This window comes from Brevibacterium marinum, assembly GCF_011927955.1.
Lineage (GTDB): Bacteria > Actinomycetota > Actinomycetes > Actinomycetales > Brevibacteriaceae > Brevibacterium > Brevibacterium marinum.
In genome coordinates this window covers 1883966-1899539 of the sequence record NZ_JAATJN010000001.1, presented here as the reverse complement: position 1 = coordinate 1899539, position 15574 = coordinate 1883966, and the positions used below count along the sequence as shown (strand labels likewise).

General features: G+C 66.1%; 12 protein-coding genes and 1 pseudogene. 8 read left to right on the top strand and 5 right to left on the bottom strand.

Annotated elements, in window-relative coordinates; genetic code table 11:
- Nucleotides 1-108 precede the first annotated feature (108 nt).
- The 4 genes and pseudogenes from BKA07_RS19980 to BKA07_RS08305 form a co-directional block, all read left to right on the top strand.
- A pseudogene (locus BKA07_RS19980) lies at nucleotides 109-681 on the top strand (class I SAM-dependent methyltransferase); the annotation flags it as partial.
- 390 nt (nucleotides 682-1071) lie between these two features.
- Complete coding sequence (locus BKA07_RS19925) at nucleotides 1072-1410, top strand: THUMP-like domain-containing protein (RefSeq protein WP_425339352.1); 339 nt, start codon at nucleotides 1072-1074, stop codon at nucleotides 1408-1410.
- 32 nt (nucleotides 1411-1442) lie between these two features.
- On the top strand, nucleotides 1443-2279 hold the full coding sequence (locus tag BKA07_RS08310; protein WP_167950490.1) for a sulfurtransferase: 837 nt from the start codon (nucleotides 1443-1445) through the stop codon (nucleotides 2277-2279).
- Nucleotides 2280-2666: 387 nt separating this feature from the next.
- Entirely contained in the window at nucleotides 2667-3530 is an 864-nt protein-coding gene (locus BKA07_RS08305; RefSeq protein WP_167950489.1) for an NlpC/P60 family protein, read from the top strand.
- 86 nt (nucleotides 3531-3616) lie between these two features.
- Here the strand turns inward: BKA07_RS08305 and BKA07_RS08300 are convergent, their stop codons facing one another.
- The 5 genes from BKA07_RS08300 to BKA07_RS08280 form a co-directional block, all read right to left on the bottom strand.
- The gene (locus BKA07_RS08300; protein WP_167950488.1) at nucleotides 3617-5203 is read right to left on the bottom strand and encodes a glycoside hydrolase family 3 N-terminal domain-containing protein; all 1587 of its coding nucleotides are present in this window, start codon (nucleotides 5201-5203) and stop codon (nucleotides 3617-3619) included.
- A gap of 92 nt (nucleotides 5204-5295) precedes the next feature.
- The gene (locus BKA07_RS08295) at nucleotides 5296-6867 is read right to left on the bottom strand and encodes a mannitol dehydrogenase family protein (protein ID WP_167950487.1); all 1572 of its coding nucleotides are present in this window, start codon (nucleotides 6865-6867) and stop codon (nucleotides 5296-5298) included.
- A 37-nt stretch (nucleotides 6868-6904) separates the two neighbouring features.
- Entirely contained in the window at nucleotides 6905-7828 is a 924-nt protein-coding gene (locus BKA07_RS08290) for a carbohydrate ABC transporter permease (protein ID WP_209043910.1), read from the bottom strand.
- Nucleotides 7825-8670, bottom strand: a complete 846-nt coding sequence (locus tag BKA07_RS08285; RefSeq protein ID WP_167953017.1) for a carbohydrate ABC transporter permease — start codon at nucleotides 8668-8670, stop codon at nucleotides 7825-7827. The genes BKA07_RS08290 and BKA07_RS08285 overlap by 4 nt, the downstream gene beginning before the upstream one ends.
- Nucleotides 8671-8844: 174 nt before the next feature.
- On the bottom strand, nucleotides 8845-10203 hold the full coding sequence (locus BKA07_RS08280) for an ABC transporter substrate-binding protein (RefSeq protein ID WP_167950486.1): 1359 nt from the start codon (nucleotides 10201-10203) through the stop codon (nucleotides 8845-8847).
- Between the two features lie 176 nt (nucleotides 10204-10379).
- On the opposite strand from BKA07_RS08280, the gene BKA07_RS08275 reads away from it, so the two are divergent.
- The 4 genes from BKA07_RS08275 to BKA07_RS08260 all read left to right on the top strand — a co-directional run bounded on the left by BKA07_RS08275 (nucleotide 10380) and on the right by BKA07_RS08260 (nucleotide 15377).
- Nucleotides 10380-11381, top strand: a complete 1002-nt coding sequence (locus tag BKA07_RS08275) for a sugar-binding transcriptional regulator (RefSeq protein WP_167950485.1) — start codon at nucleotides 10380-10382, stop codon at nucleotides 11379-11381.
- Nucleotides 11378-12994, top strand: a complete 1617-nt coding sequence (locus tag BKA07_RS08270; RefSeq protein WP_167950484.1) for a xylulokinase — start codon at nucleotides 11378-11380, stop codon at nucleotides 12992-12994. Before BKA07_RS08275 ends, BKA07_RS08270 begins: the two co-directional genes overlap by 4 nt.
- Nucleotides 12995-13002: 8 nt before the next feature.
- The gene (locus tag BKA07_RS08265) at nucleotides 13003-14100 is read left to right on the top strand and encodes an ABC transporter ATP-binding protein (protein WP_167950483.1); all 1098 of its coding nucleotides are present in this window, start codon (nucleotides 13003-13005) and stop codon (nucleotides 14098-14100) included.
- Between the two features lie 149 nt (nucleotides 14101-14249).
- Nucleotides 14250-15377 (top strand): glutamate--cysteine ligase, encoded by a 1128-nt coding sequence (locus BKA07_RS08260; protein ID WP_167950482.1) that lies wholly within the window; start codon nucleotides 14250-14252, stop codon nucleotides 15375-15377.
- The last annotated feature ends 197 nt before the right edge of the window (nucleotides 15378-15574 follow it).

Here is a 15574-nt window from a genome sequence, read left to right as displayed (position 1 = left end):
CACCGAACGCTCCTCTCACCGTTTCCTTATAGTCCTGCAACATCGTCTCGCCGGACGACCGAGGATCGCCGGCCCTGCGACTGACCTCAGGGCGATAGGGTGAACGGTATGGATCCGCAGACACTCACCGAACTCCTCGACGTCACCGTCCTCGACCGGCTCGATCGGATCGAGGACCTGCCTGCGGACGAACTCGCCCGATCATCGGCGCTGCGCAAAGAAGGGTTTTCCGCCGAGGTGACCGCAGGCCTGCTCACACAGGCTCAGCTGCGCAAGGAAGCCGTGAAGAAACTCGGCCCGTTCGCCGAAGACATGCTGTTCACCCGCGACGGCCTGGCCCAAGCCACACGACTGCCCGTGGCCGCGCACCATGCCCGGCGCCTCCTCGGCGAGGGCGCAGACACCGGCCGCGACACCGCTGCCGACAACACCGGCACCGACAGCACCGACGCTGACCATGCCGACAGCGCCGACGGGGACACGGCCGATGCTCCGGCCACGATCGCGGATCTGGGCTGCGGGATCGGCGCCGACTCCTTCGCCTTCGCTGGAATGGGTGCGCGGGTCGCAGCCGTTGATGCCGACGAGGTGACCGCCGCCATCGCCAGCTTCAATCTCCGGCACCTGGCCAATGCCGAGGTCGAGCATGCCCGTGCCGAGGACGTCGACACCTCCGAGTTCGACGCCCTGTGGTTCGATCCGGCTCGACGGACGACGGACAAGGGCAGCACGCACGGGGCCACTGCACGCATCTACGATCCCGAGGATTTCTCCCCCTCGCTGTCCTGGGTCGTCGACACGGCGATCGCGGCGAAGTCCGCGGGAGTCAAACTCGGCCCCGGGCTCGACCACAGCCTCATCCCCGACGAGGCCGAGGCGCAGTGGGTCTCCCACGCGGGAGAGGTCGTCGAGCTCTGCCTCTACTTCGGCAACGCCCGTCAGCGCCCCGGTCGCAGCGCCCTCGTGATGGGCGAGCGCACGCTCCTCGTCCACGAAGACGATCTGCCCGACGACGATGAGGACGGGGTCGGCGAACTCGGCCGGTACCTCCTCGAACCCGATGGCGCGATCGTGCGCGCTGGGCTCGTCACCGCCCTGTGCGGGCCCTTGCAGGCTCGCCGTGTCCACCCGAAGATCGCGTACCTGACCAGCGACGTCGAACCCACCGGACCCGCCTCGGCCGGGGTCAGCGCCTATGAGGTCACCGACGTTCTGTCGGCGAAGATCCCGAATCTGCGCAAGGCGCTCATCAGCCGCGGCATCGGCTCGGTCGTGATCAAGAAGCGTGGAGCTGATATCGTTCCTGACCAGGTCAGGCGGCAGCTCAAACTGCCGTCGGGAGACAAGGCGACGCTGGTGTTCACGCGCCTGGGCGAGCGTCATGTCGTCCTCCTGACCCAACCCTGCTGAACCCCTTCGACCCACCCACCAGGAGAATCCCCATGAAACGCTTCGACGTCCTCATCACCGCCGAGGAACTGCTCGCCCGCCTCTCGGACGACGGATCCACGCCGAGGCTGCTCGACGTCCGCTGGACACTGCAGAAGCCCGATGGCCGGGACGACTTCGCCGCCGGTCACATCCCCGGAGCGATCTACGTCGACCTTGATACGGAACTCGCCGCACACGCCGAGCACGCCCCCACCCACGGACGCCACCCGCTGCCGAGCGCCGAAGAGTTCCAGGAACAGATCCGGGCCTGGGGCATCGACCAGCTCACCGACGTCGTCGTCTATGACGACAATTCGGGTCAGGGCGCTGCCCGCGCCTGGTGGCTGCTGCAGTGGGCGGGCCTGAAGGCACGTGTCCTCGACGGCGGCCTCAGCGCATTCGTCGCAGCCGGCGGCGAACTGGCCACCGGTCCAGGCGAGCCCGTGCGACCGAGCACAGTCACGATCACACCCGATTCGATGCCGGTCATCGACGCCGATGCCGCATCCGCCTGGACAGGCGTCCTACTCGATGCGCGTGCCGGCGAACGTTTCCGGGGCGAGACCGAACCCCTCGACTCCCGGGCCGGTCACATCCCCGGCGCCAAGAGCGCCCCCGCCGGCGAGAACACCGCAGCCGGCCGATTCCTCGACGAGGAATCCCTGCGCTCGCGCTTCTCCCACCTCGGCGCGCTCGACCAGCCCGTCGGCGTCTACTGCGGATCCGGAGTCAGTGCCTGTCACAACGCCCTGGCACTGGCGACCCTCGGCATCGAATCGAGCCTCTACCCCGCCAGCTGGTCGGGTTGGTCCTCGGACCCCGGCCGCCCCGTCGCGACCGGAGCCTGAACCACCCGCCGCCTCCGCACACCGTCACGAGCCGCCACCGCACACAGTCACGACCTGCGAATCTGCCGTCGCCGATCTGTTATATAACGTTCATGAACAGGGCGAGGAGTGGGCCAAATCACTCCTGGGGACCGCGGCTACGAATGTGGATGTTATACAGGCTTCACACAATCTCAGGCCTCTGACCTGGAGTGTTACAGACTTGACGATAAATATCGACGTTTGTAACAAAAACGTGACAATCGGTCACTGATTGGTTACAGTTGTGAAGGTCGTTCACGAAAGTGACGACTTCGCACCGAGGACCGCACGCCACACTCGACGCGAACAACCTGAGGACCGAAATGTGGCGGTTGGGACTTTCCCAATAGGTGACGAGAGGAAAACGTGGCAAGTAAGCAGCATGGCCGCCGCGCCGCAGAAGCCAAGGTCAAGACTCCATTGACCGAACTGACCGACATCCTGAATGCCAACTCCGCCGTCTTCGGACGTCGCGCAGCCGTTGTCGCTGCCAGCGGTGGTCTGCTCACGGCAGCCGTTCTTCCGGCCGCAGGACAGGGAGCCGACGACAAGGCCTCGGTCTCCGCCGAATCAGAGGCACAGACGCAGGTTGAGTTCGAGAACCAGACCGCGACCGTCGGCGCAGGCGACGAATCCAAGGACAAAGACAAGGACAAGAAGGACTCCTCCTTCAGCGCCGATGTCGAGACCATCACTGCCGAGGCTGCTCCGAAACCGAAGCCCAAGCCGGAACCCGTCGAGACCACCGACGAAGAGGAATCGGGCGGATCCTCGGAGACCGCACAGACAGAGCAGGCGAACTCCGGCTCCTCGGATTCCGGTGACAGCGGCGAGTCGGACAAGGGCGAGAGCAAGGACTCCGGAGCCGGCGATGCAGGATCGATGGACGGCTCGAAGGCCGAACAGGTCATCAGCTGGGCCGAGAAGGGCACCGGCACTCCTTATGTGTTCGGCGGTACCTCGCAGAGCGGTTGGGACTGCTCCGGTTACACCAAATGGGTCTACGGCAAGGTCGGCGTCGATCTGCCCCGCAACTCGGGCGCACAGAAGGGCGCAGGCAAGGTCGTCTCCCAGTCGGAGGCCAAGCCCGGTGACATCATCTGGCACCCGGGCCACGTCGGCATCTACGCCGGTGACGGACAGATGTACGATGCCGGCTCACCGGGATCAGGCACCTCGAAGCGCAGCTACAGCTGGATGGGCGACGTCACCTTCATCCGCGTTCTCTGATCCAGTACACACAGGACACCCCTCTTCCAGCTCGTTGGTCCCAGCTGGGAGAGGGGTTTTCTGTGTCGGCTGCAGACGGGACTGTGTCAGCTGCAGTCGGGAGCCTTGTCGCTGCCGTCGTATTCGACGGGCAGGTCACCCGAGGCGCTGAGATCGCCCTTGAGCCACTTCGCAACTGCCTTCAGCGCATCCGGGTTGCTGTCGTAGGCGGTCACGGCCGCCTTCGCCGGGGTATCGCGCATCGTCCACGGTGCAGCTGTGCCCACGGCCACCTCGGCGGAGGTGTCCGGACTCAAGCTCACGCTCGTGCCACCGGAGCCGACTTCGAGTCCGGCGTCCTTCGCGGCCTTGGTCAGCTCTGACTTCTCCTTCTCGCTGCCGCCGACGATGGAGATCGAATCGGTGCCCTTGTACGAGCACTGGCCCTTCAGCACGGTCAGCGACTTCTCCGCGACATCGGTGAGAACCTCCTGCGGGTCCTCGGAATCGCCCGCGCTGCCCATCGTCTTCTGCTTCTGGGCCGTGGCCAGCTGCATCGCGACCACGCGCTGTGCCTTCTCCTCCAGATCGGGCCTCTCCAGCTCACCGCTGTCCATCGCCGCGACCACCGCCCGCTGTGCGGCGGCAGAGTCCGGCGGCATGAGTGCGAGGTCGGCGCCGGCGGCGAGCGCCTTGACCGTCTCTCCCCCATCCTGGCTCTGGTCGACGGCCTCCATGTTCAGAGCATCGGTGATGATGACGCCGTCGAAGTCGAGCGTGTCCCGCAGCGCCTCATAGGCCTTGCCATTCAGCGTCGCAGGAGTCGTCTCCGCCTCGGGCAGACCGATGTGGCCCATCATGACCATCGGGATTCCGGCCTGGACGGCAGATTTGAACGGCAGCAGGTCCGTGTCCTCGAGTTCCCTGATGCTCTTCTGCGACACCGGCAGGGTTGTGTGCGAATCGTCGTGGAGGCGCCCGTGGCCCGGGAAGTGCTTCGCGGACCCGGCGACACCGCCCAGCTGATACCCGGTCGCGGCCTGGGCGACCACCTCGGCGGCTTCCTGATGATCGTCGCCGGCCGAGCGCACGTTGATCGTCACGTCCTTCTCCCCCGTCGTGACGTCGGCGACGGGAGCGAAGTCGATCGTGAAGCCCAGTTCGGCCAGATTCTGTCCCTGCACCTTCGTCGCGACCTGCGTGAGTTCGGGATCATGAGCGGCCGACAGCGCCATGAGCGGCGGGAACGGCAGCGCCGCGGTGCTCAGGCGCGACACCGGGCCGCCCTCCTGATCGACGCCGATCGACACCGGCTGCCGCTCGGACCGAGCACCGTCGATCGCCTTCGTGACGCCCTCCACCTCGTCCGGCGTCGGGTTCTCGGGCAGATTGTCGGCCATGACGATGACCCCGCCGAGGTGGTTGTCCTCGACCAGGTTCACCCCGGTCTGTGTGTCGGCGCCCGACCAAGTGCCGATGATGAGCGACCCCGCGAGCTCGTCGTCGGAGAACGAGTCGACGATGTCCTTCGCCTCGTCCGCAAAGCCATCGGGGCCGCTCTCGGCCTTCTGTGCGGATGCCGAAGCGGTGCCGGCTCCTCGGGTCGTCTCCGGCTGCGGGTCGCCCGATCCGCCGGAGCAGCCGGTCAGGGCGAGCGCGGCGGTCGCAGCGATGATGCCAAGTCTGGGTCGCATGCCACCATGCTAATCGTCGGAGATGAATCGGTGGTGCCTCACTGTTCCACCTCGCGTCGCAGCTCCACCTCGCGTCGCAGCTCCACGCTGTTTCAGAGCTCCTCGTGGGCGGCGAGTCTCCGAGCGGTCTCTGCGGCTCCGCGCTCGTGCAGTGAGGCAAGCGCTGCGAGATAGGGGTCGGTGAAGTCGGCGTCGTCTGCCAGCGTGCCGAAGAACCGGTCCTGGCGGACGAACGCCAGAGGGTCCTGCGCCTGCGATCCGGCGATTGCGCGCAGCTGATCGGCGCTGCGGTCGACGATGGTGAATGCTCCTCCCTGCTCATCGGTGCCCTCGGCATAGCGGGCCCAGGAGGCGCAGATCGCCGCGGCCACTTCGACGGGTGCCCCCGATCGCAGGTTGTCGACGATGACGGGGACGAGCCATTTGGGGATGCGGTCCGAGGATTCCGCGCCGAGGCGGGCCAAGGTGTCGCGGATCTCGGGATTGCTGAAGCGCTCGATGAGTGAATCCTTGTACCCGTCGAGGTCGATGCCCGGCAGCGGCTCGAGGCTGGGCGTGCCCTCCTCGTCCATGTACCTGCGCAGGTAGGAGGCGATGTCGGGATTGCCCATGGCTTCATGGGCGAAGGTGTATCCGGCCAGCAGCCCGAAGTACGCCAGCCCCTGATGTCCGGAATTGAGCAGGCGCAGCTTCATGTGCTCATAGGGTCTGACATCGTCGACGACCTGCACACCTGCTTGTTCATACGGGGGCCTGCCCGAGGCGAAGCTGTCTTCGAGCACCCATTGGAAGAAGGGCTCGGCGACCACGGGCCACGCGTCCTCGAGCCCCGTCTCCCGGTGCAGCTCGACCCGATCCTCATCGGCGGTGGCCGGAGTGATGCGATCGACCATCGCATTCGGGAAGGACACGTTCTCTTCGATCCATCCCGCGAGTTCCGGGTCGACGAGGCGGGCGAAGGCACCGAACATCCGCTTCGCAACAGTGCCGTTCTCCGAGATGTTGTCACACGACTGCACGGTGAACGGCGCCGTCGACGCCGCGCGACGCCTGCGCAGAGCCGCGACGACATAGCCGAAGACCGTGCTCGGCAGGCTCCCCGCTGCCAGTGCGGCCACGTCAGCGACGATCGCCGCATCATCGGAGATGAAGTCCCCGGTCACCGGATTGACGTTGTACCCGCCTTCGGTCACGGTCAGTGACACGATCCGGATCCTCGGATCGCCGAGGAGGTTGATCAGCCCCTGCGGGTCGTCGGGTCCGTAGCGGTAGTCGATGATCGAGCCGACCACCCGCCGTTCGCGTGTGCCGTCGGGGTGCTTGAGGGTCAGCGAGTACAGATGGTCTTGTCCGGCCAGAGCGTCTCGCATACCCACGTCGTGCGGCAGAACGCCGGCACCCACGATTCCCCAGTCCCCCGCGACTCCCGTGCTCAGGAGATCGTCCATGACCATGGCCATGTGGGCACGGTGAAAGCCTCCGACGCCGAAGTGCACGATCCCCGGCGTCACCGTGTGCCGGTCGTAGCCGGGGACGGCGACCCCGCGATCGGCGATCCGGCTCAGGTTCGCCTCGTTCAGGGGCAGCAGATCGTGCTTGCCGTACGGGCCATCCTCGCCGTGCGGGGCATCCTCGCCGTACGAGGCGTCCGTGGAATTCGTCATGATCTCTCCCCTGACGGTGGTGTGAGTGGATCGGGCATCATTTCACCGCGCCCATCGACAGACCCTGGACGAGTTTGTCCTGGGCGGCGATGCCGGCGACGAGCACGGGCACCGAGATGATCAGTGAAGCCGCACAGACCTGGGACAGGAACAGTCCTTGGGAGGTGACGAAGCTGGTCAGGAACACCGGCGCCGTCGAAGCCGCGGTCGAGGTCAGCACATTGGCGAACAGCAGCTCGTTCCACGAGAAGATGAAGCAGATGAGCGCCGTGGCCGCCAGGCCGGGCGCGGTCAGCGGCAGCAGGATCTTCATGAACACGCGGGGCAGCCGGGCGCCGTCGAGCTCGGCGGCCTCGAGCACCTCGATCGGCACCTCGGCGAGGAACGATCGCATCATCCACACGGCGATGGGCATGTTCATCGCCGAGTAGATGATGATGAGCAGAAGCCACGTGTCGAGGATCCCGAAGGCCTGCGCGACCAGGTAGACGGGCAGCAGCCCGGCGACCATCGGCAGCATCTTCGTCGAGAGCAGGAAGAACAGCACGTCCGACCAGCGTTTGATCCGGCGGATCGCCAGCGCATACGCGGCCATGGTCGACAGCACCAACACGATGAGCGTGGAGACGATCGCGGCGACGGCCGAATTGATGAGGAAGGGCCAGGGGCTCGCGCCGCTGCCGCCGCCGAAGAAGCTCGCAAAGGACTCAAGAGTCAGCTCCGCGAAGAAGCTCGGCGGATTCGTCGAGGCGTCGGTCTCCGCATGCAGGCTGGTCAGGAGCATCCACAGCAGCGGGGACACGAAGATGAGACCGACCAGCCAGGCGAGGAGGCCGAGCAGGATCTTTCCGACTCTGCTCTGGCCGGGCCGCCTCGGCGCCCTCGCCTTCTGTCTGGGTGTATTCGTCGGCGGACCGATCCCGGTCGAGTCTGTCGGCTCCGTGATGTCTGGGGCGCTCATGAGTGCTCCTCCTTGAGCAGGGTGGATGCGGTCCGCAGCGCGAAGGTCGCGACGATGAGCGAGGCGATGACGACGATGACGCCGACCGCGGAGGCGACTCCGTAGTCCTGGGCCACGAAGAACTCCTGGTAGATGACGTAGGGCAGGTTCGCGGTCCCGAGCCCGCCGGAGGTCATCGTGAAGACGGTGTCGAAGTTCTGCACGATGTAGATCGTGCCCAGCAGGGCCGCGAGCTCGATGTAGCGGCGCAGGTGCGGCAGCGTGATGAAGCGGAAGGTCTGTCCGGCTCCGGCACCGTCGACCAGTGCGGCCTCGTAGACGTCCATGGGACGTGACTGCAGGCCCGCCAGCATGATGAGCATCATGAATGGCGTCCACTGCCACACGAGCACAATCCCGATGCCCACCAGTGGAGCCGTGCTCATCAGGTCCGGCTGCGGTGCGGCCTCACCGAAGACGGTGGTGAGCAGGCCGTTGACCAGCCCGTAGGAGGGGTTGAAGATGGCATGTTTGAACAGCAGCGCCGCGGCCACCGGGACGATGAGGAACGGAGTGATCATCAGTGTGCGCACCAGTCCGCGTCCGATGAACTTCCGGTCGAGGAGCAGCGCGATGAGCAGACCCAGCACGGCCGAGATCAGCACGACCGAGACGGTGAGGCCGACGGTCACGAACACGGCCCGCAGCAGGTCCGAATCCGTGAAGACGGTGACATAGTTCTGCAGAGTCCCGAAGCTGATGTCATCGGGGTAGGCGGCGTTCCACTTCATGAACGAGATGACGATCGTGATCGCGAACGGGATCTGCGTGACGAGGATGACGAAGATCAGTGCCGGCAGCATCGGGGCGCGTCGGGACCACCGCCGGCGGACGTTCGGCGCAGTCGGCCTCGGTGATGTGGGCACACTCGTCGCCGAGGTGCGGCGATCTTGCGCTGGTGCTGACAAGGGACAACCTCCGGTGGTGGATGGCGGTGGGGGCCTGGTGCCCGGGCGCAGCAGCCCGGGCCGCCTCGTTCACTTCTTGTACTTGTCTCCGACCTTCTCCGCTTCCTTCTGACCCTTCTCGAGGGCCTTGTCCACCGCGGTGCGTCCGGCAATCGCCGAGCTGATGTCCTCGGAGATTCCCGTCGCCAGAGATGCGAACTCGGGGATGGTCACGAACTGCACGCCGAGGGTCGGGCGCGGCTGCACACCGGGGTTCTTCGGATCGGCCGAGTTGATGGCATCCTCGGTCTGCTGGTAGAAGGGCTCCGCCGCCTTCTGGTACTCCGGGTTCTCATAGGTCGAGGCACGCTTGCCCGCAGGCACGTGCTGCCACCCCAGCTCCTCGGCAACGGTCTCCTCGTAGTCCTGTGAGGAGGCCCAGGCGACGAACTGCTTCGCGGCATCCTGGTTCTTGCCGGCGTCCTGAATGCCCCATGCCCAGGTGTAGAGCCACGAACTCGACTTCGTCTCCTTCACCGGAGCGGCGACGTAGCCGATCTTGTCCTTGACCGGTGAGTCATCGGCTTCGAGGGTCCCCGTCGCCGCGGTCGAGTCGTACCACATCGCCACGTTGCCCTGCTGAAGGTTGGTCAGGCACTCGGTGTAGCCGGCCTGTGGGGCTCCCGATTCGCCGTGTTCCTTGATCAGGTCGACATAGAAGTTCGTGGCCTCTTTGAATTCCTTCGCGCCGACCTGGGCGTCCCAGTTCTCGTCGAACCAGGTGCCGCCGAAGGTGTTGACCACGGTGGTCAGTGGCGCGAACATCTCGCCCCAACCGGGCAGCCCGCGCAGGCAGATGCCCTTGGTCCCCTTCTCGGCACCGTCGACCTTCGCCGCCAGGTCGGCGACTTCGTCCCACGTCGGATTCTCCGGCATCGACACGCCCGCCTTGTCGAAGATGTCCTTCCGGTACATGAGGAACGAGCCTTCCCCGTAGAACGGCTCGCCGTAGATGTGATCGTCATAGGTCATGGATTCGGCCATCGGTTCGAGGATGTCGTCCTGGTTGAAGCCTTCGGCATCGGCGACTCCCTCGTCCATCGGGGTCAGCCATCCGTTCTCGGCGTAGGTCGGCACCTCATAGTTCGACATCGACGCGACATCGTAGTTGCCGGCCTGAGCCGAGAACTCCTGACCGATCTTGGCGCGGACCTCGTTCTCCGGCAGCACCGTGTAGTTGACCGTGATGCCGGTCTCCTTCGTGAAGTGATCTGCTGTGAGCTTCTGCAGGTCCTGCATCTGCGGATTGTTGACCATGAGGACATTGACCTCTTCATTGCCCCCGCCGCTGGAGCTGCCCCCGGCGCCACCACACCCTGCGAGTGTGAGTGCTCCGACCACTCCGATGGCCGCCGCTGTGACAGCCCGGCCGGTGATCTTCTGCTTCATCGTGGTTGCCTTCCCTCGTCATTGCGGGATTGCTGCCCGCCGTCGGGTGTGCTTGACGAAATATCATATGAGCATTCGTGCTCACATGTGCAATACTGTGTCATGATTTAATCAGATGTGCAATAGCTCACACATGAGCGCCGAGCTTGTCCGTCGTCGATCCCGAAAGGAGAGCCATGAGCACAGCGCCCACCGCCAGACACCGCCGGTTCCTGGCTCAGCTGGCCAGAGAGCACTACGTCCTGAGCAGATCGAAGGTGGAGATCGGCAAAGCGCACGGGCTCAGCCGCTTCCAAGTCGCCCGACTGCTGCAGGAAGCCGTTGACCACGGGGTCGTGACCATCTCGATCGAGGCCGAGTCCGCCGACGAGGACGGCCTGGCCGCACGTCTCGCCCAGAGACTGGGTCTGAGCTCGGCGGTCGTCGTCGATCTCGAGGAGGACGCCGATGAGTCCCGGCGCATGGGGCGCGCCGCACTCTCCTACGTCGATCGCTCCGCCCGGGCGGGGATGCGCATCGGACTCGCCTGGTCACGGACGCTGGATGCCGCAGCGGAATTCGCCCCTGCACTCCCCCGTTGCACGGTCGTCCAGCTCGCCGGTGCCCTCCAGTTGGGTCCGCGGCGCCCGAGCACCGGGATCTTCGCCCGTCTGGGACAGGACGCAGCGGTGACCATGGTTCGTCTGCCCGCGCCCCTGCTGGTGACCGAGGCCGACACCGCCGCTGACCTCAGCGCCCTGCCCGAGATCTCGAGTGCGCTGGAAGCCGCAGACGATCTCGATCTCGCGGTCGTCTCGGTCGCCGCCTGGGCGGAGGGCCAATCCTCGGTGTGGGAGAAGTGCAGCCCCGAACAGCGCCGGGCAGGGGTGGCCGACGGAGCGGTGGCCGAGGCCTCCGGTCGCCTCTTCGACGCCGCCGGAGACGAGGTCGACACCATCGACGACCGCGTCATCGCCGTCACTCTCGAGCAGCTGCGCAACGCCGCGACGACCGTCGGTGTGGCTCGCGGGGCCCCGCGAGCGGAGGCCGTTCGCGCAGCCTGTGCGGGAGGGATCCTCGATGTTGCGATCGTCGACACATCGTTGGCCCTCGAGATCCTCGACGGCTCGAGGGCCGAAGCGCAGACCGAGGCGCAGGTTGAAGCGCAGGTTGAAGCGCGGGCCGAGGAGTCGCGATGAGGATCGAACGCTCATTGGTTGCCGGCGTAGACTCCTCGACGCAGAGTTGCAAGGTCGTCATCGCCGAGCCGGCCACGGGAGAGATCCTGCGCGACGGCTGCGCCCCTCACCCTGCCGGGACCGAGGTCGACCCCGAGGCGTGGTGGTCGGCGCTGCAGCAGGCGATCGTGGATGCGGGCGGATTCGCAGACGTGGCCGCCGTGAGCATCAGCGGTCAGCAACACGGTCTCATCGCCCTCGACGACCGGGGGCAGGTCATCCGGGATGCGCTGCTGTGGAACGATCTGCGCAGCGACGCGGCAGCGCGAAGACTCATCGCCGAGATCGGTGCGGACGAATTCGTCGAGCGCACCGGCATCGTCCCGGTCGCCTCCTTCACCGCCGCCAAACTGCGGTGGCTGCGCGACCACGAACCGAACAACGCCTCCCGAGTGGCGGCGGTGGCGCTGCCCCACGACTGGCTGACCTGGCGGCTGCTGGGCTACGGGCCGAGCAGTTCGGGCGCGCCGCGAGGGGCCGACCTCGAGGCGCTCGTCACCGATGCCTCCGATGCCAGCGGCACAGCGTACTTCTCGGCGGCCACCGGACGCTACGATCATGAGCTCTTCCAGGCGGCGTTCGGCGCCGCCGCTCGGGAAGCATGCGGCGGCGCGAGCCAAGACACCTCCGGTACGACCGCGATCCGAAAAGCCTCCGATGCCCCGGGCGCAGATGCGGGCGAACCTGAGTTCGACGGCGCAGCCGTCCTCCTGCCCCGAGTCCTGGGCCCGCACGAAAGTGCCGGGTCCACGCCCGAGGGCATCCTCGTCGGCCCGGGTGCGGGAGACAACGCGGCGGCCGCACTGGGACTGGGAGCCGCCTCGGGCGATGTCGTCATCTCGATCGGCACCTCGGGCACGGTCTTCAGCCCGACCACGCTGGAGATCAGCGATGCCTCCGGCATGGTCGCCGGATTCGCATCGGCCGACGGTGGGCGCCTGCCCCTCGTCGCGACCCTCAATGCCGCTCGGGTCCTCGACTCCGCGGCGGGGCTGCTGCGCACCAATCACAGCGACGTCGCAGCTCTGGCATTGGCATCGACCCCCGGGGCGAACGGACTCACCCTCGTGCCCTATTTCGAGGGCGAGCGCACCCCCAATCTGCCGGATGCCACGGCCAGGCTGGAGGGCATGACGCTGGCGAACTCCTCGCCGGAGAACGTCGCTCGGGCATTCGTCGAGGGCATGCTGTGCGGACTGGCCGACGGCCTCGATGCGGTGCTGCGTCAAGGGGTGACCATCTCACGGCTCCTGCTCATCGGTGGGGCGGCCCGCAACCCTGCGGTGCGCGAGGTGGCCAGGGACATCTTCACCGTCCCCATCGACGTCCCCGAACAGGCCGAGTACGTGGCCATCGGAGCCGCCCGACAGGCGGCGTGGACGCTGACCGGGACCTCACCGAGGTGGCAGGTCGAGTTGGTCGCGACCCTGCACCCGCGACCATCACGGGTGCGCGGCCAGTACCGCTCATTCGCCCACACCGGCCTCGCTGCCGACCACACCGCTCCTGCCCACGAGGACTCCGACAATGATCACCGCGGATCGTCGGGTGCCGACGCACCCCTGAAAGGTTGAGATTCACCATGGCAACCGTCACTTTCGACAAGGCAATGCGCCAATACCCGCAGGCGCTGACTCCCTCCGTCAACGAAATCAGTCTCGACATCGCCGATGGCGAGTTCCTCGTCCTCGTCGGACCATCCGGGTGTGGCAAGTCCACGACTCTGCGCATGCTCGCCGGCCTCGAACCCGTCGACGGCGGGCACATCAGAATCGGCGACGACGATGTCACCGGGCTCTCACCCCGCGAACGCGACATCGCCATGGTGTTCCAGAACTACGCCCTCTACCCGCATATGACCGTCGGCGAGAACATGGCCTTCGCACTCAAGATCGCCGGTGTGGCCAAGGCACAGAGGCACGAGCGAGTTCGCGAGGCGGCACAGCTGCTCGACCTCGAGCCCTATCTCGATCGGAGGCCGAAGGCCCTCTCGGGCGGACAGCGGCAGCGTGTGGCCATGGGCCGGGCCATCGTCCGCTCACCCCAGGTGTTCCTCATGGACGAACCGCTGTCCAACCTCGATGCCAAACTGAGGGTGCAGACCCGTGCACAGATCGCCTCACTCACCCGCCGCCTCGGCGTCACCACGGTCTATGTCACCCACGATCAGGTCGAGGCGATGACGATGGGCGACCGAGTCGCCGTCCTCGCCGACGGACGGCTGCAGCAGGTGGATACACCTCGGGCCCTCTACGACCGTCCGGCCAATCTCTTCGTCGCCGGGTTCATGGGCTCGCCGGCGATGAATCTCATCGATCTGCCCGTGGAGAACGGAACGGTGCGGATCGGCGAGTCCGAGATCCGACTCAGTGATGCCCAGCGCTCCGAGCTCACCGGGACTCGGGTGACGGCGGGGATCCGTCCCGAGGACTTCCGGCTCGAGTCGAGCAGCGGCCTGGAGGTGAGCGTGGACCTCGTCGAGGAGCTCGGCGCCGATGCGTACGTGCACGGCCGGGCGGGAATGGCAGCCGGCGATGAGTCGATAGTCGCCCGGGTCAACGGGCGGACGCGGGTGGCCAGAGGTGACACCGTGCGGGTGGCCCCCGAGGCCTCACGCATCCACCTCTTCGACTCGACGTCCGGCGCACGCCTGAGCGACGGTGCAGAGCAGACCGCCTGAAGCAGACCGCCTGAGCGACGGTGATGAACGGATCGCGTGAATGTCTCTATGATCGGGTTCTCTGAGCGCCAGCGGGATGCGGGCCGAATGTGACGCACATCGATCGGCCGTCGACCGGAAATGCGGGCACGCAATACTATGATCGGTCCATGGTCGATTTCGCACGCTCACCCCGCTCCACGCTCGGAGTCGAATGGGAACTGGCACTGTTGGACGGTGGCAGTCTCGATCTGACTCCCGCGGCAGAGGTTCTGCTGACCGATGTTGCCGAACGTGCACCCGAGTTCGAGAAGCAGATCGTGGGCGAGATGCTCACAAACACGATCGAACTCGTCACCGGTGTCCATTCGACGGTATCCGGGGTCGCCGATGACCTGGCCGCATCCATGGGGGCCCTGCGTCGGCTCACCGAGGATCGCGGAATCGAACTCATGTCCGCCGGGACCCACCCCTTCGCGCAGTGGCAGTCGCAGGAGGTCCGTGCCAAGGACCGCTACCTCGAACTCGTCGACCGCACCCAGTGGTGGGGGCGGAACATGCTCATCTTCGGCGTGCACGTCCATGTGGGCATCGACTCCCGCGACAAGGTTCTGCCGATCGTCAATGCCCTGCTGGCCTATGTTCCGCACCTGCAGGCTCTGAGCGCATCGTCGCCGTTCTGGGGTGGGACGGACACCGGCTACGCTTCGAACAGGGCGATGATGTTCCAGCAGCTGCCGACGGCAGGACTGCCGTTCCAGTTCGAGCAGTGGGTGGACTACGAGAAGTACGTGGGTGACATGCTCACCACGGGCATCATCGACAACATCAATGAGATCCGCTGGGACATCCGTCCTGCCCCGAACTGGGGAACCGTCGAGGTCAGGGTGTGTGACGGGCTGCCCACGCTCGAAGAGATCACTGCGATCACGGCGCTCGTCCAGTGCCTCGTCGACGACCTCTCCGCCCGCCTCGATGCCGGAGAGACGCTGCCGACGATGCCCGACTGGTTCCACGACGAGAACAAATGGCGTGCCGCCCGCTACGGGATGGACGCGATCATCATCGAAGACGCCGAGGCCGACGAGCGGCTCGTCACCGAGTGCCTGACCGACGAGATCGCCCGTCTCACCCCGATCGCCGAACGTCTGGGCTGTGCCGATGAGCTCAACTCCATCACCTCGATCATCGACCGCGGAGTTCCCTACCAGCGTCTGCAGAACGTGTTCAAGACCAGTGATTCGCTCACCGAGGTGACCCGCTCCCTGATCAGCGACCTGCGCACCTCCTACATCTGAAGCACTTCCCTGGCCGTCCCTGCCTCACTGACCCTGCCTCGCCGAGACAACGGTGCCGCGTCGACCCAACGGCGCGTGCACAGTGGTTTCGGCACAGCACAGTGGTCTCGGCAACGCACGGGTGTGGGTGGGCAGGGAGTCAGTGGGCAGGGCGCCCCTCGCCCCTGGTACAAAGCAGTCTGGTGCATGAGGCAGAC